Raw genomic sequence first — 24749 nt, 5'->3', positions numbered from 1 at the left:
CGCGGCCTGAAGCTGGCGCGCGCCGGCTGGCGCGGCAGGCTTCGGTCGGACAGGGTCAATGTCGCCCGGTGCCTTCGATGAGGGCGTCGACGCCGTAGGCGTGCGCGAGGCTGGCGAGCTTCGGGGGGAGATTGAGGATGTCGAGGGTCGTGCCGCGCGCTTTGGCGGCACGTTGCCATGCGAGCAGCACGGCGAGCGCGGACGAGTCGAACTGCGTCAGCGCCGCGCAATCGACGGCGGTAGCACCCGCGCCGATGCGTGCGAGACCGTCCGCGAGCGCGGACTTCGCGCTCGCGACGGTCAGCGTGGAACCGGCCTCGAAGCCGCTCACGACGCCTGCTTGCCCGCGGCAAGTTCCTGGTTGCGCTGCGTCAGGAACTTGATCAGGCCGTCCACGCCGCTTTGCTGGATCTTCTCGTTGAACTGCTGCTGGTACGTCTGGATCAGCCATGCGCCGAGCACGTTCAGGTCATACACCCGCCAGCCGTTGGCCGTCTTGTACAGGCGGTAGTCGATCTGGACCGGCTGTCCGTTGTTCATCGCGACCGTCTTGACCACGACGTCGGTATCGGCCGGATCGGCGCGGAACGGCGGGTACTGGATCTGCTGGTCCGGCTTCAGCTGAGCCAGCGCGCCCGAATACGTGCGGATCAGCAGCAGCTTGAACTGCTCCTGAACCTGCTGCTGCTGCTCGGCCGACGCCGTGCGCCAGTTGCGGCCCATCGCGAGCTGCGTGGTGCGGCGGAAATCGGTGTACGGCAGGATGTCCTTGTTGACGATCGTAATGATGCGATTGGTGTCGCCCTGCTTGATCGTCTGCTGCTTGACTTCGTCGAGCACCTGCTGCGTCGCCGTCTTGATCAGCGCCTGCGGGTTCGACTGGTCGACTTGCGCGTGAGCTGCGCTGCCGAACGAGAACAGCGCCGCGAAAACGGGGATCAGGAACAGTTTTTTCATCATAGTGACCTGCATGAATGAGTCGATGCGAAGGTTGGAGACGGTAGCTTACGCGCAAGTTCGCGTGCGCTACCGACTGAATCGTTTCCGGCTGTAACGAATGTAAATGGGTCAGTGCAGCTTGATGCTCGGGAAGCGGAACCCGCCCGGAGACGGCGGCGTCATCTGCATGGCCGGCACATTCGTTTCGCTGGCCGGGTTCGGCGATTCGGCGGTGCCCGAAGCCGGCACCGCAACGGCCGCGCCCGATGCACCGGCTGGCGCCGTGGCCCCGCCGACTGCCGCTGCGCCCGCCGTACCGGCCGCGCCGGCTGCCGCCGGCGCCGCACCGTCGTCCGGCAGGTCGTACTTCGGCAGCGCATCACTGCTCGAGCTCGCGCCAGCCTCGCCACGCGCATTGTCGATCAGCATCTGGCGGCGTTGCAGGTACGCATTGCGCACGAACGAGTACTTGTCGAGCGCCGCGGCGTTCAGCACGTCGCCCGCGCCGAGCAGGTTCGCGCGCGTGTTGACGAGGTTCACGCCGAACAGGCCCCAGCTCAGGCCATCCGGCTTGACGTAGGTGAGCGGGTTGCCAACATAGTCGACGCCGAGGCCAGCCGTGTCGCGCAGCGTGCTCGGGCCCAGCAGCGGCAGCACCAGATACGGGCCCGACGGCATCCCGTAGCGGCCCATCGTGATCCCGAAGTCGGCCGTGTGCTTCGGCAGCTTCGCGATCGTCGCGACGTCGAACAGGCCGCCAACGCCGAACACCGTGTTGATCACGACGCGCATCAGGTCGCCGACGCCGTCCGCGATCCGCAGCTGCACGATGTTGTTCGCCGCGATGTAGACGTCGCCGATGTTCGAGAAGAAGTTGGTCACGCTATCGCGCACCGGCTGCGGCACCACGTACTGGTAGCCCTGCGCGACCGGCTTCAGCGCATACGTGTCGACCGTGTCGTTGAACTTGTACATCGTCCGGTTGAAGCCTTCGAGCGGATCGCCCTTGGTCGGCGTCTGCACGGTCGCGCAACCGCTCAACGCGGCGACTGCCGCCACCGCGAGCGCGGCGTTCCTGATGCGGATCGTCTGCATGGTCATTACCCTCTTGTCTTTCTCTCGTGTGGTTTATTGGGCGCCAGAACCGGACACCGCGGACGCCGGCACCGCCACCGGTGCGGGCGCGGCCGGTGCAGCCGATGCACCGGCTGCCGGCTTCGCGCCGCCCGCGTCGGCTGCCTTGCTGTACAGGAACTGGCCGATCAGGTTCTCGAGCACGATCGCCGACTGCGTCATCGCAATCGTATCGCCCGCCTTCAGCATTTCGGTATCACCGCCCGGATCGAGACCGATATATTGCTCGCCGAGCAGGCCCGACGTCAGGATCTTCGCCGACGAATCCTTCGGGAACGGGTACTGGCCGTCGACGTCGATCGTCACGAGCGCCTGGTACGTGTTCGTATCGAAGCCGATCGACTTCACGCGGCCGACCACGACGCCGGCACTCTTCACGGCCGCGCGCGGCTTCAGCCCGCCGATATTGTCGAATTTCATCTTCACCGAATAGGTCGGCTGAAACGACAGCGAGCTCATGTTGCCGACCTTCAGCGCCAGGAACAGCACCGCAAGGAAGCCCACCACCACGAACAGGCCGACCCAGAAGTCGAGAGCAGTCTTTTTCATCGTCATCCCAAAATTTGGCTTGGCTGAGGCTTAGCTGAACATCAGCGCGGTCAGCAGGAAATCGAGGCCGAGTACGGCGAGCGACGCGAACACGACCGTCTTGGTCGTCGCGCGCGACACGCCCTCTGGCGTGGGCTTCGCTTCATACCCTTGATACAGCGCAATGAAGGTCACGGCGAACCCGAACACGATGCTCTTGAGCACGCCGTTGCCGACGTCGGCCCAGACCTGGACCCCACCCTGCATCTGCGACCAGAACGCACCCGGATCGACGCCGATCAGCACGACCCCGACGAAATAGCCGCCGAGCACGCCGACCGCGTTGAAGATCGCGGCGAGCAGCGGCATCGCGATGATGCCGGCCCACATGCGCGGCGCGATCACCGTCTTGATCGGGTCGACCGCCATCATCTCGAGCGCGGTGAGCTGCTCGCCGGCCTTCATCAGGCCGATCTCGGCCGTGAGCGACGTGCCCGCGCGGCCCGCGAACAGCAGCGCGGTCACGACCGGGCCGAGTTCGCGCACGAGCGACAGCGCGACCAGGAGGCCGAGCGCCTGCTCGGACCCGTAGCGGTTCAGCGTGTAGTAGCCCTGCAGGCCGAGCACGAAGCCGACGAACAGGCCCGACACGGCGATGATCACGAACGAATAGTTGCCGAGGAAGTGGATCTGCTTCGTGACCAGCCGGGGCCGGCGCAGCAACGGGAAGAATTCCAGCACGAGGCGCACGAACAGCCGCGTGCCGTAGCCCGCGCGCTCGAGGCCGCCGGTGACATAACGTCCGATCGCGCTGATCATGCGCGCCCTCCGCCGAGCCCGAAATCCGCTGCCAGCGGCGGGCTCGTGTAATGAAATTTGAACGGGCCGTCCGGCGCGCCGTCGATGAACTGGCGCACGCTCGGATCGGTCGATGCACGCAGCTCGTCCGGCGTGCCCTGCGCGAGCACGCCGCCATTGGCCAGGAAATACACGTAATCGGCGATCGCGAACGATTCCGGCACGTCGTGCGTGACGAGGATCGAGGTCGCGCCGAGTGCCTCGTTCAGCGTGCGGATCAGGTTCGCGGTGATGCCGAGCGAGATCGGGTCGAGGCCCGCGAACGGCTCGTCGTACATGATGAGCTGCGGATCGAGCGCGATCGCGCGCGCAAGCGCAATGCGACGCGCCATCCCGCCCGACACCTCGGACGGCATCAGGTCGCGCGCGCCGCGCAGGCCGACCGCGTTGAGCTTCATCAGCACGAGGTCGCGGATCAGGTCTTCGGGCAGATCGGTGTGTTCGCGCAGCGCGAACGCGACGTTCTCGAACACCGACATGTCGGTGAACAGCGCGCCGAACTGGAACAGCATGCCCATTTTGCGGCGCAGCGCGTACAGGCCGTCGCGCGTCTGCGCGCCGACGTCGGCGCCGTCGAACAGCACCTGGCCGCGGCGCGCACGCACGAGGCCGCCGATCAGGCGCAGCACGGTCGTCTTGCCGCAACCCGATCCGCCCATGACAGCGACGACCTGGCCGCGCCCGAAGCGCAGGTTCAGGTTCGACAGGACGAGGCGGTCGCCGTAGCCAAAGTCGACGTCGCGAAGTTCCAGCAGGGTCTCGGTAGGAGTGGGGCTCACGGAGCTGACAGTCCTTTTACGCAGAACGCCGAATTATAGGGCCTGCCTTGGAATGATGTCGTGACGCCGTTCCGGGCCCTGCGGTCAATGATTGTCAAATTGTCGGGCAAAGCATTGCTGCAACGCAACAATCGCCGCCCGATACTCGATAGCGCCCGTCACCGCACTGACCACCGCGACGCTGCCGACGCCCGTCGCCAGCACGTCCGGCAACGCGTCGAGCCCGACGCCGCCGATCGCGACGAGCGGCGCCCGCGCCCCCGCGAAGCGCGCGTAGCGGGCGATTCGGGCAAGGCCCTGCGGCGGCGCCGCGACCGCCTTGGTCGCCGTCGCGTACACGGGACCGAGCGCGAGATAGCTCGGCCGCTCATGCAATGCCCGCAACATCTCGTAATAACCGTGGCTCGACAGCCCAAGCCGCAGGCCGGCGCGCGCGATCGCCGCGAGATCGGCCGTTTCGAGATCTTCCTGACCCAGGTGTACGCCGTACGCGCCCTCTTCTACCGCGATCTGCCAGTGATCGTTGATGAACACACGCGCTTCGGGATAGCGGCGCCCTGCCGCGACCGCACGCGCGATTTCCCCGCGTAACGCGTCGGGATTCGCGCCTTTCACTCGCAGCTGCACGGTCCGCGCGCCGCAATCGAGCACGCGTTCGACCCATTCGGCGTCCGGCACGACCGGATAGAGCCCCAATTGCGTGGGGCATGGCGGAAACGCCGGCTCCGGCGCGGCGGCCAAGCCGGCGACGCGCGGGAACCGCGCGGCATCGACCGGCCATGCATCCGCCGCGCGCGTCTCGTCGCCGTCGCGCCACGCCAGCGCGAGCACCAGCGCGTCGATCGGCGCGAAGCCGCAATCGAGGAACGCGGCGAGCGCCGCGATCCAGTCGTCCGCGAGCGGGTGCGCGGATTCGAGTGCGTAGCGCTCGCCCGCGGCATGCAGCGCCGCGCCGCGTTCGTCGAATTCGATCGCGACCGCATCCGGCGACGCCGGGCGCGACGCGGCGGACGCGCGCGCCTGCGCGGCGCGGTCGCCAGCCGACACGATCAGCACGTCGCCGGCGGCCGGCACCTCGGGCGCCGCCACGCAGAGCCGCCACGGCGTCGTGCTGGTCGGCCAGTCGCCCAGGCGGGCGCGAATCTGCTCGGCCGCTTCGGCCAGCTCGTCGGCCGGCGGCCAGAATGCATCGGCAAATCGCACGCTCATGCACCGCCCCCGTCCTGATGCCAGAACGGCATCCCGACGACCGGCGTGCTCGCATGCGCAGTCTCGCGCGCATCCATCGGCCCGGCGAGGTAGGCCGCCCGGCCGGCCTCGACGCCCTGCGCGAACGCGCGCGCCATGATCTCCGGGTGGGTGGCCTGCGACACGGCCGTGTTCAGCAGCACGCCGTCGAAGCCCCACTCCATCACCTGACACGCATGCGACGGCACGCCGAGTCCGGCGTCGACGATCAGCGGCACGTCCGGCAGCCGCTCGCGCAGCACCCGCAGCCCGTACGGGTTCACGACGCCCTTGCCCGTGCCGATCGGCGCGCCCCACGGCATCAGCGCCTCGCAGCCGACGTCGAGCAGGCGCCGGCCGATCACGAGATCCTCGGTGCAGTACGGGAGCACCTTGAAGCCGTCCTTGACCAGTTGCGCGGCCGCCTCGATCAGCCCGACCGGATCGGGCTGCAGCGTATAGTCGTCGCCGATCAGCTCGAGCTTGATCCAGTCAGTGTCGAAGACCTCGCGCGCCATGTGTGCGGTCGTCACCGCCTCGGCGACGGTCTGGCAGCCGGCCGTGTTCGGCAGCAGCGGCACCGCGTGGCGCTTGAGCAGGTCGAAGAAGCCGGCCTCGGCGGTTCCGCCGGTCATCTGGCGGCGCAGCGCGACCGTCACCATCCCGGGACGCGACGCGGCGATCGAATCGGACAGCGACTGCAGCGACGGATAGCGCGACGTGCCGAGCAGCACGCGGCTTGCGAAGGTTTCGCCGTACAGCGTCAGCGCGTCGGCGGAAGTGAGGGACGTCATGTCGTTTTCCTGGAAGAGCGGGGCGAACCGGCGGCGCTCAGCCGCCCGCGACGGGGTGCACCACGTCGAGCTTGTCGCCCGTCGCGAGCGCGCGCGCTGCATGCTGCGTGCGCGCGACGAAATTGCCGTTCAACGCGACCGCGTACGGCGGACGCGCGCCGTACGCGGCGAGCGCGTCGGCCACCGTCGCGCCGTCGGGCAGCGTCAGGGTCTGTTGGTTGATCTGGATATCCATGAGGCTTGGTCGAATTCGGTCGGCGGCGCGCGTCAGGCCGGCTGGCGCGCGTCGTCGCGGTGATGAAGGAGCGTCGGCCAGCGCGCGGCGTCACGCCAGGCCGCGAACGCGTCGGCATCGGCGAACGCGCCGTCGAGCGCGGCTTGCGCGAACGCGACCGCCGCATGCGCGACTTCCGGCGCGATCATGAAGCCGTGCCGGTACAGGCCGTTGACGGCAAGCGTCGTCGCGCCGTCCCAGATCACCGCCGGGCGATGATCGGGCAGCGTCGGACGGCATTGCGCATTCAGTTCGAGGATGCGCGCCTCGCCGAACGCCGGGTGCACGGAGAACGCCGCGCTCAGCAGTTCGAGCGCGGAGCGCACGCTGACGGGCGACATGTCCTCGCCCTCCACCTCGGTCGCGCCGATCACGTACAGGTCATCCTGTTTCGGCGCGATGTACAGCGGGTAGCGCGGATGCAGCAGCCGCACGGGCCGCGTGAGCCCGATGCCGGGCGCACGCACGCGCGCGACTTCGCCGCGGATGCCGCGCAGCGCGGGCAGCGCGGGCTTCGCGCCGAGCCCGCGGCAATCGATCGTGAAATGCGCGTCGGGCCGGTTCGCGTCGTCGATCGTCGCGTGCCAGTGCAGCTCGACGCCGCGTTGCGCGAGGCCCGCCGCGAGCGCGCGCAGCGCCTGCCGGTTGTCGAGCTGCCCTTCGCGCGGCAGCAGCAGGCCGCGCGCGAAGCGCCCCGCGAGCGCGGGTTCGGCCGCGTCGACCTGCACGCCGGCAAGCGCGACGAAGCCGCCGTCGAACAGCTCGGCCGGCGCGTTCGCACGCACGCGTCGCTCGAACAGCGGGGCCTCCGCGCGATCCGCGTGATGCCAGACGACGAGCGTGCCGTGCTGCTGGAAGAACACGGGTTCGGGCAGTTCCGCGAGCCATTGCGGCCAGCGGGCCAGCGACGCGGCGCCGAGTTCGGTGATCAGCAGTTCGGCGCTCGCAGCCTCGGCGAGCGGCGCGAGCATCGCGGCCGCGATCCACGCAGCCGACTGCTCGCCGTCCGGGCCGCCACGCTCGTACAGCGCGACGCGCTGCCCGTCGCCCGCGAGCCGCCATGCGATCAGGCGGCCGACGAGGCCGCCGCCGAGCACCGCGAAATCCGGCCGGGAATCGTGGACGTTCATCGCGCCCCCTCCCCGCGCATCGCGCGGGCGCGTACGACGGACGTCGACGCATGCACACCGTCCCGTGCAGACGCACACGACAGCGGATCGGGAACAGCGCAAAAGACTGAAGATTGAGCGGTCATCATTCCTTCCGTAACGCGCAACGCGCGTACCCAAAAGGACGAAACCGGCAGCAAAGGCCGGCCGGGCGGGACTCGGGCGCTGACCATGTGGGATGGCAGCCAGCGCGGCCCGGCGGGATCAGAAACTTCCCTCGCCGGTATTACCCGGATCGGGTGCGAAGGGTCTTTCTCAGCCTCGCCGCGTCGCCCGGAACTATCCGTCGGCCGCGCTCGAAGCACCCCTGTTTCGTCGTCGGCCATTAGACCATAAAAGCGGAAAGCGCCGCAAACTGTCCCCTTTGTGGCAAATTCGTCGTCACGCTGCGCCGCTCTGGCACAATGCCCGCAGGTCGGCCGCGCGAGCGGCCGGTTGCCGCGTCACCGCCGGCCTTAAGTGCCGTTTAAGACGCGCGGGCGACCATCCGAGCGCCCGCCGCCAGTCGGCACCTCGTCCCGGCATGCCGTATCGCGGCGCGCGCCCGGCTTCGCCCGGCCCGCGCGCCGGCTACTCATCAGGAAGCACATGACCCAATCGATCGATCCCGTCCGCTTCGCCTCCGACGCGCCGCAGGACGAGCGCCCGGTATCCGCATGGAGCCTCATCAAGCCCTACTGGGTGTCATCCGAATGGAAAGTCGCGTGGGGGCTGCTGGTCACGATCATCGCGATCAACCTCTGCGTGGTCTGGATCAACGTCAAGCTGAACAAGTGGAACGCGCAGTTCTACAACGCGCTGCAGTCGAAGGACGTCCACGACTTCCCGAACCTGCTGATGCAGTTCTCCGCGCTCGCGTTCGGCTTCATCATCCTCGCGGTGTACGGCCGCTACCTGCGACAGATGCTCGGGTTCCGCTGGCGCCAGTGGCTCACCGACCGCTTTCTCGGCCAGTGGCTCGGCGATCGCGCGTTCTACCGGATCGAACGCGACCGCCTCGCCGACAACCCCGACCAGCGGATCACCGACGACCTCCAGTCGTTCGCGACGACGACGCTCGCGCTGTCGCTCGACCTGCTGTCGACGGTCGTCACGCTCGTGTCGTTCATCACGATCCTGTGGTCGCTCGCGGGCGCGCTGACGCTCTCGCTCGGCGCGACGCCGATCACGATTCCCGGCTACATGGTCTGGGCGGCCGCGCTGTACGCAGTGGTCGGTTCGCTGATCATCCAGAAGGTCGGCCACCCGCTCGTGTCGATCAACTACCAGCAGCAGCGGGTCGAGGCCGATTTCCGCTTCGGGCTGATCCGCCTGCGCGAGAACGCCGAGCAGATCGCATTCTACGACGGCGAGAAAACCGAGACCGGCAATGCGCAGAACCTGTTCATGCGCATCCGCGACAACTGGTGGCGCGTGATGAAGTACACGAAGCGCCTCACGTTCGTGCTGAGCTTCTACGGGCAGATCGCGATCATCTTCCCGCTCGTCGTCGCGGCGCCGCGCTATTTCGCGGGCGCGTTCTCGTTCGGCGTGCTGATGCAGATCTCGTCCGCGTTCGGCACCGTCAGCGATTCGTTCTCGTGGTTCATCAACAGTTACTCGACCCTCGTCGAATGGCGTGCAACCGTCAACCGTCTGCGTGAATTCAAGCGCGTGATGGGCACGTCGCACCTGAAGGAAAGCCTGTCGCCCGCGACCGAGCACGGCGGCATCAACCTGCACTACGTCGATGCCGAGAAACTATCGACGTCGTCGCTGAAGCTCGCACTGCCGAACGGCAACGCGCTCGCGAACATCGGCAACGTGACGATCGAACCGGGCTCGCGCTGGCTCGTGATCGGCAAGTCGGGTTCCGGCAAGAGCACGTTCATGCGCGCGCTCGCGGGCCTGTGGCCGTTCGGCGACGGCGCGATCGACGCACCGGTTGGCGCGCGGATGATGTTCGTGCCGCAGACGAGCTACTTGCCGATCGGCACGCTGAAGGCCGCGCTCACCTATCCGGCCGCGCCCGACGCGTTTACCGACGACGCCTGTCGCGACGCACTGCGCGCATGCCGCCTCGAAGACTACGTCGAGCGCCTCGGCGAAACCGGCCACTGGACGCGGGTGCTGTCGCCGGGCGAACAGCAGCGTCTCGCCGGCGCGCGCGTGCTGCTGCACAAGCCGGACTTCCTGTTCCTCGACGAAGCGACGAGCGCGCTCGACGCGGACAACGAAGCGCGGCTCTATCACCTGTTCGCAGAACGGCTGCCGAAGGCCGCGATCGTCAGTATCGCGCACCGCGAATCGCTGGCCGCGTTCCACGTCGGCAGGATCAACGTCGAGCGCGTGACCGACAGCGACAAGGTCGCCGCGTAACGCAATAAAGAGGCCGGCGCACGCCGCGCCGGCCCTCTCTTCTTCGTCCTCCCCGCCTCCCCACCTCCCGGCTACGCCCGCCCGACCGGCACCGACACGATCGGCAGGTGCGACACGCCCTCGTGCGACAACCGGCTTTCGAACAGCGTCAGCGCGACGAAACGCAGTGCGACCGGCCGACCGGTCGCGCCGCCGTGCGCCGGTTGCCCGTCAGCGTCGCGCGGCAGCCGAGCGAGCGTGACGTGCGGCCGGAACGGCCGGCGGTCGGCCGGCACGCCGAGTTCGCGCAGCAGCGCGGACAAATCGGCATTCAGCGCTGCACATGCGGGATCGGCCGCGAGTTCCGCGACGATCAGCCTCGCGCGCGGCAGGCTCGGCCACCACGCGATCCGCTCGACCGGCTGCAACGGCAGTGCATGCCCGGCCGCGAGCGCCGGCAGGCGCGCGGCCAGCGCGTCGCATCGTGTCCGTTCGATCGCACCGATGAACGCGAGCGTCACGTGCAGTTGCGCGGGCTGCGTGCGCCGCGCGCCGCGGGTGACCGGCAACGCGTGCAGCGCGTCGCGCGATGCCGTATCGGGCAGCAGCGCGACGAACGCACGGAGCCGGTCGCCGTTCATGACTCGCGCACCGCCACGCGCGTGGCGGCCACCGCATCGGCCGAAGCCGGACGCCGCGGCAGCGGGCCGTGCTCGCCCCACACGTCGGCCGGCAGCACGCGCGCGAGCTCGGGAATCGTGTTGCGCGTGAACACCGGATCGGCGATGCCCTGCGCGCGCTGGTGGCGATAGTCGCGCCACGCGGCATGCGCATACTTGCCGAGCGCGAGAATCGCGACCAGGTTGATGATCGCCATCAACCCCATGCTCGTATCGGCCATCGCCCATACGAGCGGCAACTGCCCGACGCTGCCGAACATCACCATCCCGAGCACCGCGACGCGGAATAGCGGCAGCACGCCGCGCCGCTGCGTGATGAACTCGACGTTGCCTTCCGCATACGCGTAGTTGCCGATCACCGACGAGAATGCGAGGAAGAAGATCGCGACGGCCATGTAGATGCCGCCCCAACCGCCGACGTGGCTCGCGATCGCGCGCTGCGTGAGCGCCGCGCCTTCCATGCCGGTGCCGAGCTCGTACTGGCCCGACAGCAGGATCACGAACGCGGTCGCGCTGCAGATCACGATCGTGTCGACGAACACGCCGAGCATCTGGATCAGCCCCTGCGTGACCGGGTGCCGCGTGCTCGCGGTCGCGGCCGCGTTCGGCGCGCTGCCCATCCCCGCTTCGTTGGAGAACAGCCCGCGCTTCACGCCGATCGCGATCGCCTGGCTGACCGCATAGCCCGTCAGGCCGCCGGCCGCCTGTTCGACGCCGAACGCGCTCTTCACGATCAGCACGATCACGTCCGGCACCAGCGCGATGTGCGTGGCGACCGCATAGACCGCGAGCGCCAGATAGCCGATCGCCATCAGCGGCACGATCACCTGCGCGACCGTCGCGATGCGCCGGATGCCGCCGAAGATGATCGGCGCGCTCAGCAGCACGAGACCGAGGCAGACCGTCTCGCGACGCCAGCCGAACGACGTGTGGAACGCATCCGCGATCGCATTGGCCTGAACCGCGTTGAACACGAAGCCGAACGCGAGGATCAGCGACAGCGAGAACAGCACGCCGAAGCCGCGCGAACGCAGGCCCGCCTGGATGTAGTACGCCGGACCACCGCGATAGCTGCCGTCCGGGTGCGACACCTTGAAGATCTGCGCGAGCGTCGCCTCGACGAACGCGGACGACATCCCGACGAGCGCGGTCATCCACATCCAGAAGATCGCGCCCGGCCCGCCGACCGTCAGCGCGACCGCGACGCCCGCGATGTTGCCGGTGCCCACGCGGCTCGCGAGCCCGGTCGCGAACGCCTGGAACGACGAGATGCTGCCCGGCTCGCCCTTGCTGCCGACCAGTTTCATGCTGAGGAACAGCGCCTTCAGCTGGATCATCCGGAACCGCCACGTGAACCACGCACCGGCGCCGAGCAGCAGCGCGATCAGCACGTAGTTCCACAGCACGCCGTTGACGGCGTCGATCAGCCCATGCACGAATGCTTCCATCCAGAATCCTTGTAAATTGCGTCAGTCACATGCGGCGGCCGCGCGAACGCGACCCGAGGGGCGACATGATATGACAGTTCGCAAGAATTATTACAAAACGAAAGGTTAAAGGATCGCCGAATATCACCGCCCGATGTGATCAGGTTAGGCGACGCTTCGGGAAGATGCGGGACGCGCAGCGGGGGAGCGACGAATGGATGCCTGGAATTTAAGTCGTTCCGCCAATCCCCCTTGTCACAGGGAGTGCTTGGCTCAGCGTCAAGTACCGATCGAAAGCAAATACTGCGACTGGCGATTCGCGACCTTTGACACTCGGAAACATTCGCAATAGCGAACCGCCAAATCGGCCACGCAACGTGCCGCTCCTCTCTTCGCGCTGTCCACACGCCAGGATCGACTGTCTATTGATCGCGTGAAAGTTTCCCCTGAAATACCGCCGTGCCATGTCGGAGAAGCCTCACCACGCGATTGGGTCATTCCCCATGCTGGCATCGCTCGTCAGGCACTTCGACGCAAATCGTTTGAAAGCATCCGGCCCGACGGTGACGAAATAAGCACATCGCCGCCATTTCAAAGATGGCAACACATGAAGCTCTGCTTGCATCGACACTCACAAAACACGAATGCTATTCGATTCGGACTACAAATTTTTTACAGGATGGGATAAGAAATGAGGAAATCAAACGGTTCATTGGAACGTGCTGCCCATGCCGAACAGACACAACGACATAAGAGGCGAATACTCGTTACCGGGGCGGTATCTCTTCCCCTCTACGCGCTGCAGAAACGATCGATATGCTTGGCACAAGCGAACGTCTTGCCGGAAATTTCGGTCAACGCACCGCGCCTCCCCAGTCTTGACGGATTTTCAAACAAGGTTGGAGGCGGAGGCGCGATGTCTGAGGCCGCACTCGGTTATCCCAAGCTCCTGTGCTTCGGTAGATATTGTTCAGCTACCGAGATGTTCAACAACGCAGACCACGGTGACATGATTTCCGTCACTGAAGAGTTCTTCAAGTTCCTGTTCGAGCACCGCAACGAGATATTCTGGCGCAACCAACTGACGTTGATTGGCGAGTTTACCGGGTGGTTGGCGCGGGGCGGCTATCAAAACTTCCCCGGAGCGAACTCATACAATCTCAACCGCGCCTTGGGCCAATATGGTGACGTCTCGACACTATTCGGCATCTACGCAAATCAGCTGAACGGGATCCGGCCGACCTCTGAATTCCAGTTTTACGGCAATCCCTTCATGTTCATCGGGGCCGTCTATTATTGGGTTTTTGGAAATGGCGAACGCAGATCGATCAATCTCGAATCCATGAATCTAAGAATGGGCGTCTCGGATTTCGAATTGATCCGGTCAAGCATAGATAACCCTGGATATGGTCCGGGCACTTATCCGATCGACGGACCGTTCAGCACGAATGTCTTCAGCCACGGTGCACAAGACTTCTGGTCCGCCACAACGGTAGGTCGCGTCTCGGGTCACGTCCGAGGAACATTGACGATGCAGGAAGACAACACCTATCGCTTCGCTGGGTCCTACACGTTGAATCCTGACAAATTCGATGCCGACCGCTCCAATCGACCGTTCCTGCAAGAATGGATGACCACCGTTTTGCGAGAAATCGGCTCCACACTTGGCCACACCGACTATCAGATCTACTTCACTGGCGAGAAAGAAATCTCATTCTCTGGTCAAAGGCCCGTCCGGAACGCCGAAACACGTCCGCCTCAAGCCGTTCACCGGCCATCATTCGGTGGACTCATGCGCCCAAGGCTCTGGTAGACGTAACCAACGAGGATTTTTCAACCGTGATCGCAACCTCGTGTCCTGAGGGCTCCCAAAACGACCATGATCTCAACAGTCACTCGCTACGTCGTTCGCCTCGTGCTTATTCTCGTCGCGACAGCCATCGCTCTGGTCTCGCTGTTTCTTGTCATCGTTGGAATTGCCAGATACGAGAGGGACGAAGGCAGTTGCCCTGATGCTCCGGCCGGAGAACTCGAGGCAAAAATTCTCGCATTCGCCAAAGAACAAGGCACCCAACTGAACGACGTCGAATTCACCGGAAAGCCCCGATATTATGCCGACAAGCTCGGCTGGTGGGCATTCGATCTGAAGTCTCGCGAAGGAAACTACGGGGCGACGATCGATTGCGACCTCCGCATCACCGGTTTCGGGAAAATTCAGAAGCTTCCTCTCGAGTCGGCGAAGCCGGCACCATGACGTCGCTCGACGGCACGCCGCCGACGCCCATAAAAAAAACCGGGCGCCCTTTCGGACGCCCGGTTTTCATCGAAACCCGCTCGCGCGCTTCAGCTTAGCGCGGCAGTTCCGAATGCCCCATCAGGTACGCGTCGACCGAGCGCGCGCACTGACGGCCTTCGCGGATCGCCCAGACGACGAGCGACTGGCCGCGACGCATGTCGCCTGCCGCGAACACCTTGTCGACCGACGTGTAGTACGAGCGATCGCCTTCGGTCGCCGCGCGCGCATTGCCGCGGGCATCCTTCGCGACGCCGAACGCCTCGAGCACGGTGGCTGCCGGCTGCGTGAAGCCCATCGCGAGCAGCACCAGGTCGGCCTTCATCTCGAACTCGGAGCCCGGCACTTCCTGCATCTTGCCGTCCTTCCACTCGACGCGCACCGCGATCAGCTTCTCGACCTTGCCGTTCTTGCCTTCGAGACGCTTCGTCGCGACCGCCCAGTCACGCTCGCAGCCTTCCTCGTGCGACGACGACGTGCGCAGCTTGATCGGCCAGTACGGCCACACGAGCGGCTTGTTTTCCTCTTCCGGCGGCTGCGGCAGCAGCTCGAACTGCGTGACCTGCTTCGCGCCGTGACGGTTCGACGTGCCGACGCAGTCCGAACCCGTGTCACCACCACCGATCACGATCACGTGCTTGCCCTTCGCGAGGAGCTGGTCGACCAGCTTGTCGCCCGCGTTCACGCGGTTCTGCTGCGGCAGGAAGTCCATCGCGAAATGAACGCCATCGAGCTCGCGGCCCGGCACCGGCAGGTCGCGCGGCGTTTCCGAACCGCCCGCGATCACGACCGCGTCGAACTCTTCCTTCAGCTTCTCCGGCGAAATGGTTTCCTTCGCGAGGCTGCCGATCGACTCGGGCAGCGCATCCTTGCCGATGAACACGCTGGTGCGGAACGTCACGCCCTCCGCTTCCATCTGGCGCATGCGGCGATCGATCAGCCACTTCTCGAGCTTGAAGTCGGGGATCCCGTAACGCAGCAGGCCGCCGACGCGATCGTTCTTCTCGAACACCGTCACGTCGTGGCCCGCGCGCGCGAGCTGCTGCGCAGCGGCGAGGCCCGCGGGGCCCGAACCGACGACCGCGACCTTCTTGCCCGTCTTGTGCTCGGCCGGCAGCGGCTTCACCCAGCCTTCCGCCCAGGCCTTGTCGATGATCGCGTGCTCGATCGACTTGATGCCGACCGGATCTTCGTTGATCCCGAGCGTGCACGCTGCCTCGCACGGCGCCGGGCAGATACGGCCCGTGAATTCCGGGAAGTTGTTGGTCGAATGCAGGACTTCGATCGCCTGCTGCCAGTCCTGGCGGTAAACGAGATCGTTGAAGTCCGGGATGATGTTGTTGACCGGGCAGCCGTTGTTGCAGAACGGGATGCCGCAATCCATGCAGCGCGCGCCCTGGACCTTCGCGTCCGCGTCGGTCAGTGCCGCGACGAATTCCTTGTAGTGCTTCACGCGCGTGAGCGGTGCTTCGTACGCCTCGTGGCGGCGTTCGAACTCCAGAAAACCGGTTGCCTTGCCCATAAGGTGCTCTTCTGTTCGGTGTATCGGGTGGGGGAGCCGCGCGCGGCAGTCATGCGCGCGCGGCATTCGCTATGTCGTTCGTCGCTCAGGCGGCCAGCACTTCCTTCGCCGCCTTCTTCGCACCGATCTCGCCCAGCGCGCGCTTGTATTCGTGCGGGAACACCTTCACGAACTGGCGGCGCGCCGCGTCCCAGTTTTCCAGCAGCGACTTCGCGCGCGGCGAACCCGTGAACTGGAAATGACGCTCGACGAGCCCCTTGAGCAGCGCTTCGTCCGTCGTGCCTGCGTGCCAGAGCGCGCGGTCGACCGTGCGCTCCTGCTCGGCCTGCTGCAGCACCGGCTCGAGTGCGACCATCGACTTGTTGCACTTCGCCGCGAACGTGCCTTCCGGATCGTAGATGTACGCGAGGCCGCCCGACATGCCGGCCGCGAAGTTGCGCCCCGTCTCGCCGAGCACGACGACCGTACCGCCCGTCATGTATTCGCAGCCGTGGTCGCCCGTGCCTTCGACGACCGCCGTCGCGCCCGAGTTGCGCACGCAGAAGCGCTCGCCCGCGACGCCGCGGAAGAACGATTCGCCTTCGATCGCGCCGTACATCACCGTGTTGCCGCAGATGATGTTTTCCTCGGACTTGCCGCGGAAGTCGTTGGTCGGACGGATGATGATCCGGCCGCCCGACAGGCCCTTGCCGACGTAGTCGTTGCCGTCGCCGACGAGGTCGAGCGTCACGCCCTTCGCGAGGAACGCGCCGAAGCTCTGGCCGGCCGTGCCCTTCAGCTGGATGTGCACCGCGTCGTCGGCCAGGCCGTCGTGGCCGTGCTTCTTCGCGATCACGCCCGACAGCATCGCGCCGACCGTGCGGTTCACGTTGCGCACCGGCTGGATGAACGACACATGCTCGCCGTTCTCGATCGCGGCCTTCGCCTTCTCGATCAGCACGTGGTCGAGCGCGCGCTCGAGGCCGTGATCCTGCACGTCGACGTGACGCGGCGCGACGTCCTCGCATTCTTCCGGCTGGTAGAACACGCGCGAGAAGTCGAGGCCCTTCGCCTTCCAGTGCTCGACGCCCTTGCGCGTATCGAGCAGGTCGGCGCGGCCGATCAGGTCGTCGAACTTCGCGATGCCGAGCTGCGCCATGATCTCGCGCACTTCCTCGGCAACGAAGAAGAAGTAGTTCACGACGTGCTCGGGCTGGCCCTGGAACTTCGCACGCAGCACCGGATCCTGCGTCGCGACGCCGACCGGGCACGTGTTCAGGTGGCACTTGCGCATCATGATGCAGCCCTCGACGACGAGCGGCGCCGTCGCGAAGCCGAATTCGTCCGCGCCGAGCAGCGCGCCGATCACGACGTCGCGGCCCGTCTTCATCTGGCCGTCGGCCTGCACGCGGATCCGGCCGCGCAGGCGGTTCAGCACCAGCGTCTGCTGCGTTTCGGCCAGGCCGAGTTCCCACGGCGTGCCGGCGTGCTTGACCGACGACAGCGGCGATGCGCCCGTGCCGCCGTCATGGCCGGCGATCACGACGTGATCGGCCTTCGCCTTCGCAACACCGGCCGCCACCGTACCGACGCCCACTTCCGACACCAGCTTCACCGAGATGCTCGAGCTCGGGTTCACGTTCTTCAGGTCGTGGATCAGCTGCGCCAGATCCTCGATCGAGTAGATGTCGTGGTGCGGCGGCGGCGAGATCAGGCCGACGCCCGGCACCGAGTAACGCAGCTTGCCGATGTATTCCGACACCTTGTGGCCCGGCAGCTGGCCGCCTTCGCCCGGCTTCGCGCCCTGCGCCATCTTGATCTGGATCTGGTCGGCCGATGCGAGGTACTCGGCGGTGACGCCGAAGCGGCCCGACGCGACCTGCTTGATCTTCGAGCGCAGCGAATCGCCGTCCTTCAGCGGAATGTCGCTGACGATCTCGTCGCCGATCACCGACTTCAGCGTCTCGCCCGACTTGATCGGAATGCCGCGCAGTTCGTTGCGGTAACGCTTCTCGTCCTCGCCGCCTTCGCCGGTGTTCGACTTGCCGCCGATCCGGTTCATCGCGATCGCGAGCGTCGCGTGCGCTTCGGTGCTGATCGAACCGAGCGACATCGCGCCCGTCGCAAAGCGCTTCACGATGTCCTTCGCCGATTCGACGTCGTCGATCGGGATCGCCTTGGTCGGCTCGACCTTGAACTCGAACAGGCCGCGGAACGTCATGTGACGCTTGGTCTGGTCGTTGATCAGGTGCGCGTATTCCTTGTACGTCTGGTACGAGTTGCTGCGCGTCGCGTGCTGGAGCTTCGCGATCGAATCCGGCGTCCACATGTGGTCTTCGCCGCGCACGCGATACGCGTATTCGCCGCCCGCGTCGAGCATGTCGCGCAGGACCGGGTTGTCGCCGAACGCGTCGCGGTGCAGGCGGATAGCTTCTTCAGCGACTTCGAACAGGCCGATGCCGCCGACCTTCGATGCCGTGCCCTTGAAGTACTTCTCGACCAGGTCGCTCGACAGGCCGAGCGCTTCGAAGATCTGCGCGCCGGTGTACGACATGTAGGTCGAGATGCCCATCTTCGACATCACCTTCTGCAGGCCCTTGCCGACCGCCTTCGTGAAGTTGTAGACGGCCTTCTCCGGCGACAGGTCGCCCGGCAGGCCCTCGGCCATCTTCGCGAGCGTTTCCATCGCGAGGTACGGGTGCACGGCTTCCGCGCCGTAGCCCGCGAGCAGCGCGAAGTGGTGCGTCTCACGCGCGGAGCCCGTCTCGACGACGAGGCCCGTGCTCGTGCGCAGCCCTTGCTGGACGAGGTGCGTGTGGATCGCCGACGTGGCGAGCAGCGCGGGAATCGCGACGTGCTCGGCGTCCGTCTTGCGGTCCGACACGATCAGCATGTTGTAGCCCGACTTCACCGCGTCGACGGCTTCCGCGCACAGCGACGCGAGGCGTGCCTCGATGCCTTCCTTGCCCCATGCGACCGGATAGCAGATGTTCAGTTCGTACGCGCTGAACTTGCCGCCGGTGTACTGGTCGATCGCGCGGATCTTCGCGATGTCCTTGAAGTCGAGCACCGGCTGCGACACTTCGAGACGCATCGGCGGGTTGATGTTGTTCGTGTCGAGCAGGTTCGGCTTCGGGCCGATGAACGACACGAGCGACATGACCATGTTCTCGCGGATCGGGTCGATCGGCGGGTTCGTGACCTGCGCGAACAGCTGCTTGAAGTAGTGATAGAGGGTTTTGTTCTTGTTCGACATCACCGCGAGCGGCGAGTCGTTGCCCATCGAACCGACGGCCTCTTCACCCTGCTGCGCCATCGGCGCCATCAGGAACTTCAGGTCTTCCTGCGTATAGCCGAACGCCTGCTGGCGGTCGAGCAGCGCGGCGCCCTGCGTGCGGCCGGCCGCGACTTCCTCGGCCTTCGGCTCGATCTCGTCGAGCTTGATGCGCACGGCGTCGATCCAGCTCTTGTACGGCTTCGCGTTCGCGAGGTTGTCCTTCAGTTCCTTGTCGTCGATGATGCGGCCGTGTTCCATGTCGATCAGGAACATCTTGCCGGGTTGCAGGCGCCACTTCTTGACGATCTTCGATTCGGGGATCGGCAGCGTGCCGGCTTCCGACGCCATGATGACGAGGTCGTCGTCCGTGACGATGTAGCGCGCCGGACGCAGGCCGTTACGGTCGAGCGTCGCGCCGATCTGGCGGCCGTCGGTGAACGCGATCGCGGCCGGGCCGTCCCACGGTTCCATCATCGCGGCGTGGTATTCATAGAACGCGCGGCGGTTCTCGTCCATCAGCGTGTGCTGCTCCCAGGCTTCCGGGATCATCATCATCACCGCGTGCACGAGCGGATAGCCGGCCATCACCAGCAGTTCGAGACAGTTGTCGAACGAGGCGGTGTCGGACTGGCCCGGGTAGATCAGCGGCCACAGCTTCGGCAGGTCGTCAGCGAGCACGTGCGACGCGATCGCGCCGGTACGCGCGTTCAGCCAGTTCACGTTGCCCTTCACGGTGTTGATCTCGCCGTTGTGCGCGATCATCCGGTACGGGTGAGCCAGTTCCCACGCCGGGAACGTGTTGGTCGAGAAGCGCTGGTGCACGAGCGCGAGCGCCGACACGACACGCGGGTCCTGCAGGTCGCGGTAGTACACGCCGACCTGGCCCGCGAGCAGCAGCCCCTTGTAGACGACCGTGCGCGCCGACATCGACGGCACGAAGTATTCCTTGCCGTGCTTGAGCTTGAGCGCCTGGATGCGATGGCTCGCGGTCTTGCGGATCACGTACAGCTTCCGCTCGAGCGCGTCCGTCACCATGATGTCCTTGCCGCGACCGATGAAGATCTGGCGGATCAGCGGCTCGCTCGCCTTCACCGTCGGCGAGATCGGCATCGCATGGTCGACCGGCACGTCGCGCCAGCCGAGCACGACCTGGCCTTCTGCCCGCACCGTGCGCTCGAGCTCCTGCTCGCACGCGAGCCGCGACGCGTTTTCCTTCGGCAGGAAGATCATCCCGACCCCATATTCGCCAGCTGGCGGCAGCGTCACGCCCTGCTTCGACATTTCCTCGCGATAGAACGCGTCCGGAATCTGGATCAGGATGCCCGCGCCGTCGCCCATCAGCGGATCGGCACCGACCGCGCCGCGGTGGTCGAGGTTCTCGAGGATCTTCAGACCCTGCTGGATGATCTCGTGGCTCTTCTTGCCCTTGATGTGAGCGACGAAGCCGACGCCGCAGGCGTCGTGTTCGTTTTGCGGGTCGTACAGACCTTGTGCGGCGGGCACCGCGGCGAGCGGCTGCTGATGGTCGTTCATGGGGACACCGTCGTAAAGGGGCCTCAAAGGCCGTTGAACCATTTTTTTGTTGCCGTCGTTCCCGCTCCCGACGGGAGACGGCACGGCCGACAGTGGATGGGCAAGCTTCGCCCGGGCCACCGGAATTCGGAATATACGCGACGAATCAAAGGAATAGCAACAAAAACCGTTTGATCGAACCCCAATTAAACACATGCTCCGATCTGGTGCTGTTTTATTGGGGCCGCATCGATTTGGTGCAAAAAGAAGCGGCGCTCGCAGCGCCGCCTCGTGATCCGCCTTTCCCGCGTTACTGCTGGATCGGCGGCGTGTTCTCACGCACCTTTCTGGGGCGTCCGCGCGGCAGCGGCGAGACGCGCCGGTTCGCGGTGCGCGCCGCCCACTCGCGGTAATGCTCGCCGCCGAGCACCCAGCCCTTCAGCGTCGCCTGCTGGAGCTGATCGGCCTGCCGCTCGTCGAGCGGCTGCTCGCAGAGCTCCTTGTACGCGCGCTGCCGGTCGAACGGCGTGTTGCCGAGCGCCCAGTAGAGCGGATGGTCCGTGATCAGGCTGTCGACGGTGAGCCCGACGTGGTGCCGGTAGCTCGACCAGCGGTATGCGTCGGCCGTCGCAGCCAGCTGCGCGCGCACCGGGCTCATCTCGACCACGCGGCTCGCGAGCAGGAAATAGCGCTCGCCTTCGATCACGGTCGCGCGATAGCGGCCTTCCCACAGGGTGCCGCGCCGCGAATAACGCCGGTTGAAATGCGCAACGTAGCGGCGGCCGACCGCCTGCATCGCCTTCGGCAGGCTCGCCTCGTCGCTCGGCGTCACGAGCAACTGCACCTGACGCGGGAGCAGCACGTAGGCATGCACCGAAAGATGGTGATCGCGCGCGGCGGCCTTCAGGCAATCGATGAAGAGTTCGTAATCCTGGTCGTCGACGAACGCGGGTTGCTGATCCAGGCCGCGCAGTATCACGTGCTGCGGCTGGTCCGGAACGTAGAGTCGTGCTAACCGTGCCATGCTGAATGTCCGTTTGAACGCGTTAGGAAATACCCGGGGGGTCCGAAATTACGCACCTGCGTAGAATGCCTGTCCCCACGGGGCGCGGAAGCGTACGGTCGTGCGAATCCTAGGGAGAAAGCTCTAACTTGCGAGCTTGTTTGGTTTTAAACGCAGTCGTCATAATGAGCACGCCTTTGATCGGAGGAGACACAATGAAACGAAAATTAGCCATTACGGGGGCCGCAGCGCTCGCATTCGCATTTGCGGGCGGTACGGCACACGCACAATCTGCAGGTGATTTCTACGTCAGCACCGGCTGGCTGCACTTTGCGCCGCAGGACAGCAGCGATCCGCTGTTCGTGTACGGCGTAGGCGGCACGCCCATCAACCAGTCGATTCCCAACACGGGCGCCGGCATCAACGACGCCGACACGCTTGGGCTCGCCGCGGGCTACTTCGTCACCGACCACATCTCCACCGAGCTCGTCATGGGGATCCCGCCGAAGTTCGACATTACCGGCAAGGGTCAGTTCTCACAGTTCGGCGTACTCGGCCGTGCGTACCAATGGAGCCCCGCCGTATTGCTTCGCTACCACTTCAACGACGCCAACGCGAAGTTCCGTCCGTATGTCGGCGTCGGCGCGACGTATACCTGGTTCACCGGCGCAAAGATCACGAACGGCAGCTTCGAGAACGGCGTGCTCGGCGGTCCGACCAGCGCGACGACCAGCAACCAGTGGGCGCCCGTGTTCAACGCCGGCTTCACGTACAACTTCACGAAACACTGGTTCGGCGGCCTGTCGATCTCGTACATCCCGATCAGCGTGACCGCGACCTTCACGACGGCCCGCCGGACGCCGGTCGGCACCCTGACCGAAACGTCGAAAGCAAAGATCTCGCTCAATCCGATCGTCACGTACCTGAACCTCGGCTACCGCTTCTAAGCGTAGTCGAATATTTGGGGAATGGTTAATCCTGCTGCAATTTGTAGCGGATTTTTCCTTGAGTAACGGGCGCGCGATGCAAAACGCCCCGGTCGGAATCCCGCCGGGGCGTCGTTTTTTCGCGTCAGGCACGTTCCCTCGCAGGGTTTTTCCCGATGCGTGGCGTTACACGATGTCGTCGAGTGCCGTCGGACCGATGAGATCGATGCGGTCCGTGCAGACCGCATCGACACCCCAGCGCACGAGCTCGCGCGCCCGGGCCAGGTCGTTGACCGTATAGACCAGGATGCGCAACCCGGCCGCCCTGATCGCGCGCACGAGCGGCTCGTCGAGTTCGTTGTGGTTCGCGTGCAACGATACGCAGCCGAGCGCGCCGACGACCTGCGCGTGCCAGTCGTCCGGCACCGCTTCGTACAGCATTCCGCGCGGTAGCGCGGGCGCCGCCTCGCGCGCCTGTTGCAGCGCGTCGAACGAGAACGACGACAGCAACGGCGGCACGGCGGCGCCGTGCCAGTACGCGGCCGCATCGGTCGCAACCCGCTGCCCCGTGTCGCGCTCGCGGCCCGGGCACGGCTTGATCTCCACGTTCGCCGCCAGTCCGTGTGCGATACACCGCGCCGCCGCCGCCTCGAACGTCGGCATGCGTTCGCCGGCGAAGCGCGCGTCGAACCACGCGCCCGCGTCGAGCGCGGCCAGCGCCGCATAGCGCATGCCCGCTGCCGGCCCGCTGCCGTTCGACGTACGGTCGACCGTGTCGTCGTGCAGCAGGAACGTCACGTCGTCGGCGGACAGCTTCGCGTCGAACTCGACCATCCGGTGACCGCGCCGCGCGCCCTCGTCGAACGCGGCAAGCGTGTTCTCCGGCGCAAGCGTGCCGCCGCCACGATGGGCGACGACGCGCGGATAGGGCCAGTCGGTACGGGAAGTCATCGTGAGCCTCGCAGCGGGTTCAGCAGGTTCGTCAGGGTCAGCCGGCACGCTTGCCGGTCTCGGGATCGAAGAAATGCAGCCGGTGCGCAGGCAGCGCGGCGCCCAGCGCCGTGCCGCGCGCCGGGCGATCCGCGTGCGGCAGGCGCACCGCGACGTCATGATTGCCCCAGCGGCCATGCGCGAGATTATCCGCGCCGAGCAGCTCGCACGAATCGACCGGCAGCGTCGCCTGCGCGACGCCCGGCTGCGGCGTCATGTGCTCCGGCCGCACGCCCAGCACCCAGTCGCGCCCGGTGGCGATCGCGCTGCCGATGCCCGGCGCGCCGGCGACCGGCAGCGCCGGGCCGCCACCTGCGACCGTGAACGTCGCGCCATCCTCCGACAGCCGGCCGTGCAGCAGGTTCATCGCCGGCGAGCCGATGAAGCCGGCGACGAACACCGTTGCCGGCTTCTCGTACACGTCGACCGGCGCGCCGATCTGCTCCGCGTAGCCGCGGTTCATCACGATCACGCGCTGCGCGAGCGTCATCGCCTCGATCTGGTCGTGCGTCACATACACGCTCGTCGTCGCGAGCCGCGCATGCAGCCGCTGGATCTCGAGTCGCATCTGCACGCGCAGCTTCGCATCGAGGTTCGACAGCGGCTCGTCGAACAGAAAGACGGACGGCTCGCGCACGATCGCGCGTCCCATCGCGACGCGTTGCCGCTGGCCGCCCGACAGTTCGCGCGGCCGCCGCGCGAGCAGCGGCTCCAGCTCGAGGATCTTCGCGGCCGCGGCCACCCGCGTGTCGATCGTCGCACGCTCGATGCCGCGGATCTTCAGCCCGTAGCCCATGTTCTGCGCGACCGTCATGTGCGGGTACAGCGCGTAGTTCTGGAACACCATCGCGATGTCGCGATCCTTCGGCTCCAGCGCGTTCACCACGCGGTCGCCGATCGCGATCTCGCCGTCCGTCACCGTCTCGAGCCCCGCGATCATCCGCAGCAACGTCGACTTGCCGCAGCCCGACGGGCCGACCAGCACGATGAATTCGCCGTCGGCGATCTCCACGTCGATGCCGTGCAGCACATGCTGCTTGCCGTCGTAGGATTTCCTGACGCCCTTCAAGCTCAGCGCAGCCATACTTGGTCCTTCTCCCG

General features: G+C 66.0%; 21 protein-coding genes and 1 riboswitch. Of the genes, 4 read left to right on the top strand and 17 right to left on the bottom strand.

Annotation, left to right across the window (positions count from 1 at the left end):
- Positions 1-55: 55 nt before the first annotated feature.
- The 10 genes from PI86_RS11565 to PI86_RS11520 all read right to left on the bottom strand — a co-directional run bounded on the left by PI86_RS11565 (position 56) and on the right by PI86_RS11520 (position 7663).
- Positions 56-331, bottom strand: a complete 276-nt coding sequence (locus PI86_RS11565; RefSeq protein ID WP_014898311.1) for an STAS domain-containing protein — start codon at positions 329-331, stop codon at positions 56-58.
- Positions 328-957, bottom strand: a complete 630-nt coding sequence (locus PI86_RS11560; protein ID WP_039322295.1) for an MlaC/ttg2D family ABC transporter substrate-binding protein — start codon at positions 955-957, stop codon at positions 328-330. Before PI86_RS11560 ends, PI86_RS11565 begins: the two co-directional genes overlap by 4 nt.
- A gap of 111 nt (positions 958-1068) precedes the next feature.
- The gene (locus PI86_RS11555) at positions 1069-2034 is read right to left on the bottom strand and encodes an MlaA family lipoprotein (RefSeq protein ID WP_014898313.1); all 966 of its coding nucleotides are present in this window, start codon (positions 2032-2034) and stop codon (positions 1069-1071) included.
- Between the two features lie 33 nt (positions 2035-2067).
- Entirely contained in the window at positions 2068-2628 is a 561-nt protein-coding gene (gene mlaD, locus PI86_RS11550; protein WP_039322230.1) for an outer membrane lipid asymmetry maintenance protein MlaD, read from the bottom strand.
- 24 nt (positions 2629-2652) lie between these two features.
- Positions 2653-3420 (bottom strand): lipid asymmetry maintenance ABC transporter permease subunit MlaE, encoded by a 768-nt coding sequence (gene mlaE / locus PI86_RS11545; RefSeq protein ID WP_014898315.1) that lies wholly within the window; start codon positions 3418-3420, stop codon positions 2653-2655.
- Complete coding sequence (locus tag PI86_RS11540) at positions 3417-4238, bottom strand: ABC transporter ATP-binding protein (protein ID WP_014898316.1); 822 nt, start codon at positions 4236-4238, stop codon at positions 3417-3419. Before PI86_RS11540 ends, mlaE begins: the two co-directional genes overlap by 4 nt.
- An 84-nt stretch (positions 4239-4322) precedes the next feature.
- Entirely contained in the window at positions 4323-5447 is a 1125-nt protein-coding gene (gene thiE / locus PI86_RS16485; RefSeq protein WP_039322227.1) for a thiamine phosphate synthase, read from the bottom strand.
- On the bottom strand, positions 5444-6259 hold the full coding sequence (locus PI86_RS11530) for a thiazole synthase (RefSeq protein WP_039322226.1): 816 nt from the start codon (positions 6257-6259) through the stop codon (positions 5444-5446). Before PI86_RS11530 ends, thiE begins: the two co-directional genes overlap by 4 nt.
- 37 nt (positions 6260-6296) lie before the next feature.
- Complete coding sequence (gene thiS, locus PI86_RS11525) at positions 6297-6494, bottom strand: sulfur carrier protein ThiS (protein WP_014898319.1); 198 nt, start codon at positions 6492-6494, stop codon at positions 6297-6299.
- Positions 6495-6526: 32 nt separating this feature from the next.
- Positions 6527-7663 (bottom strand): FAD-dependent oxidoreductase, encoded by a 1137-nt coding sequence (locus PI86_RS11520; RefSeq protein WP_039322225.1) that lies wholly within the window; start codon positions 7661-7663, stop codon positions 6527-6529.
- 234 nt (positions 7664-7897) lie between these two features.
- A riboswitch (TPP riboswitch) is annotated at positions 7898-8021 on the bottom strand.
- A gap of 269 nt (positions 8022-8290) precedes the next feature.
- Here PI86_RS11520 and PI86_RS11515 point away from each other — a divergent pair.
- A complete protein-coding gene (locus PI86_RS11515; protein WP_039322224.1) occupies positions 8291-10060 on the top strand; it encodes an ABC transporter ATP-binding protein/permease in 1770 nt (589 codons plus the stop codon).
- A gap of 71 nt (positions 10061-10131) precedes the next feature.
- Here PI86_RS11515 and thpR read toward each other — a convergent pair whose 3' ends face one another.
- Together thpR and PI86_RS11505 are read right to left on the bottom strand one after the other, a co-directional pair.
- Entirely contained in the window at positions 10132-10680 is a 549-nt protein-coding gene (thpR, locus tag PI86_RS11510; protein WP_014898322.1) for an RNA 2',3'-cyclic phosphodiesterase, read from the bottom strand.
- Entirely contained in the window at positions 10677-12167 is a 1491-nt protein-coding gene (locus PI86_RS11505; protein WP_039322223.1) for an alanine/glycine:cation symporter family protein, read from the bottom strand. Before PI86_RS11505 ends, thpR begins: the two co-directional genes overlap by 4 nt.
- A gap of 799 nt (positions 12168-12966) precedes the next feature.
- Between PI86_RS11505 and PI86_RS11500 the strand changes: the two genes are divergently transcribed.
- Positions 12967-13959 carry a lipid II-degrading bacteriocin gene (locus PI86_RS11500; RefSeq protein WP_235362741.1) on the top strand — a complete coding sequence of 331 codons (993 nt, stop codon included), beginning with the start codon at positions 12967-12969 and terminating at the stop codon, positions 13957-13959.
- Between the two features lie 66 nt (positions 13960-14025).
- Positions 14026-14400 (top strand): hypothetical protein, encoded by a 375-nt coding sequence (locus PI86_RS11495; protein WP_039322221.1) that lies wholly within the window; start codon positions 14026-14028, stop codon positions 14398-14400.
- A 94-nt stretch (positions 14401-14494) separates the two neighbouring features.
- Here PI86_RS11495 and PI86_RS11490 read toward each other — a convergent pair whose 3' ends face one another.
- The 3 genes from PI86_RS11490 to PI86_RS11480 all read right to left on the bottom strand — a co-directional run bounded on the left by PI86_RS11490 (position 14495) and on the right by PI86_RS11480 (position 21753).
- Positions 14495-15961, bottom strand: coding sequence for a glutamate synthase subunit beta (locus tag PI86_RS11490; protein WP_039322220.1), 1467 nt, complete (start codon positions 15959-15961; stop codon positions 14495-14497).
- Positions 15962-16046: 85 nt separating this feature from the next.
- Positions 16047-20750, bottom strand: a complete 4704-nt coding sequence (locus PI86_RS11485; protein ID WP_014898327.1) for a glutamate synthase-related protein — start codon at positions 20748-20750, stop codon at positions 16047-16049.
- Between the two features lie 289 nt (positions 20751-21039).
- The gene (locus tag PI86_RS11480) at positions 21040-21753 is read right to left on the bottom strand and encodes a transposase (protein WP_014898328.1); all 714 of its coding nucleotides are present in this window, start codon (positions 21751-21753) and stop codon (positions 21040-21042) included.
- Positions 21754-21947: 194 nt separating this feature from the next.
- On the opposite strand from PI86_RS11480, the gene PI86_RS11475 reads away from it, so the two are divergent.
- Positions 21948-22679: an OmpW/AlkL family protein gene (locus PI86_RS11475; RefSeq protein WP_039322218.1), complete on the top strand. Its 732-nt coding sequence runs from the start codon at positions 21948-21950 to the stop codon at positions 22677-22679.
- Positions 22680-22844: 165 nt separating this feature from the next.
- Here PI86_RS11475 and ugpQ read toward each other — a convergent pair whose 3' ends face one another.
- Positions 22845-23609, bottom strand: coding sequence for a glycerophosphodiester phosphodiesterase (gene ugpQ, locus PI86_RS11470; protein ID WP_039322215.1), 765 nt, complete (start codon positions 23607-23609; stop codon positions 22845-22847).
- 37 nt (positions 23610-23646) lie between these two features.
- On the bottom strand, positions 23647-24732 hold the full coding sequence (locus PI86_RS11465; RefSeq protein ID WP_039322214.1) for a sn-glycerol-3-phosphate import ATP-binding protein UgpC: 1086 nt from the start codon (positions 24730-24732) through the stop codon (positions 23647-23649).
- Positions 24733-24749 lie beyond the last annotated feature (17 nt).

It is taken from the genome of Burkholderia sp. A9, from assembly GCF_000801975.1.
Note: the sequence above shows the minus strand (reverse complement) of the source record. Positions and strands in the feature narration are given on the sequence as shown.

Coding starts and splice junctions, on each gene's coding strand:
- PI86_RS11560 (WP_039322295.1), bottom strand. CDS start 957: ATGAAAAAACTGTTCCTGATCCCCGTTTTCGCGGCGCTGTTCTCGTTC.
- PI86_RS11555 (WP_014898313.1), bottom strand. CDS start 2,034: ATGCAGACGATCCGCATCAGGAACGCCGCGCTCGCGGTGGCGGCAGTC.
- mlaD (WP_039322230.1), bottom strand. CDS start 2,628: ATGACGATGAAAAAGACTGCTCTCGACTTCTGGGTCGGCCTGTTCGTG.
- mlaE (WP_014898315.1), bottom strand. CDS start 3,420: ATGATCAGCGCGATCGGACGTTATGTCACCGGCGGCCTCGAGCGCGCG.
- thiE (WP_039322227.1), bottom strand. CDS start 5,447: ATGAGCGTGCGATTTGCCGATGCATTCTGGCCGCCGGCCGACGAGCTG.
- PI86_RS11530 (WP_039322226.1), bottom strand. CDS start 6,259: ATGACGTCCCTCACTTCCGCCGACGCGCTGACGCTGTACGGCGAAACC.
- thiS (WP_014898319.1), bottom strand. CDS start 6,494: ATGGATATCCAGATCAACCAACAGACCCTGACGCTGCCCGACGGCGCG.
- PI86_RS11520 (WP_039322225.1), bottom strand. CDS start 7,663: ATGAACGTCCACGATTCCCGGCCGGATTTCGCGGTGCTCGGCGGCGGC.
- PI86_RS11515 (WP_039322224.1), top strand. CDS start 8,291: ATGACCCAATCGATCGATCCCGTCCGCTTCGCCTCCGACGCGCCGCAG.
- thpR (WP_014898322.1), bottom strand. CDS start 10,680: ATGAACGGCGACCGGCTCCGTGCGTTCGTCGCGCTGCTGCCCGATACG.
- PI86_RS11505 (WP_039322223.1), bottom strand. CDS start 12,167: ATGGAAGCATTCGTGCATGGGCTGATCGACGCCGTCAACGGCGTGCTG.
- PI86_RS11495 (WP_039322221.1), top strand. CDS start 14,026: ATGATCTCAACAGTCACTCGCTACGTCGTTCGCCTCGTGCTTATTCTC.
- PI86_RS11490 (WP_039322220.1), bottom strand. CDS start 15,961: ATGGGCAAGGCAACCGGTTTTCTGGAGTTCGAACGCCGCCACGAGGCG.
- PI86_RS11485 (WP_014898327.1), bottom strand. CDS start 20,750: ATGAACGACCATCAGCAGCCGCTCGCCGCGGTGCCCGCCGCACAAGGT.
- PI86_RS11480 (WP_014898328.1), bottom strand. CDS start 21,753: ATGGCACGGTTAGCACGACTCTACGTTCCGGACCAGCCGCAGCACGTG.
- PI86_RS11475 (WP_039322218.1), top strand. CDS start 21,948: ATGAAACGAAAATTAGCCATTACGGGGGCCGCAGCGCTCGCATTCGCA.
- ugpQ (WP_039322215.1), bottom strand. CDS start 23,609: ATGACTTCCCGTACCGACTGGCCCTATCCGCGCGTCGTCGCCCATCGT.
- PI86_RS11465 (WP_039322214.1), bottom strand. CDS start 24,732: ATGGCTGCGCTGAGCTTGAAGGGCGTCAGGAAATCCTACGACGGCAAG.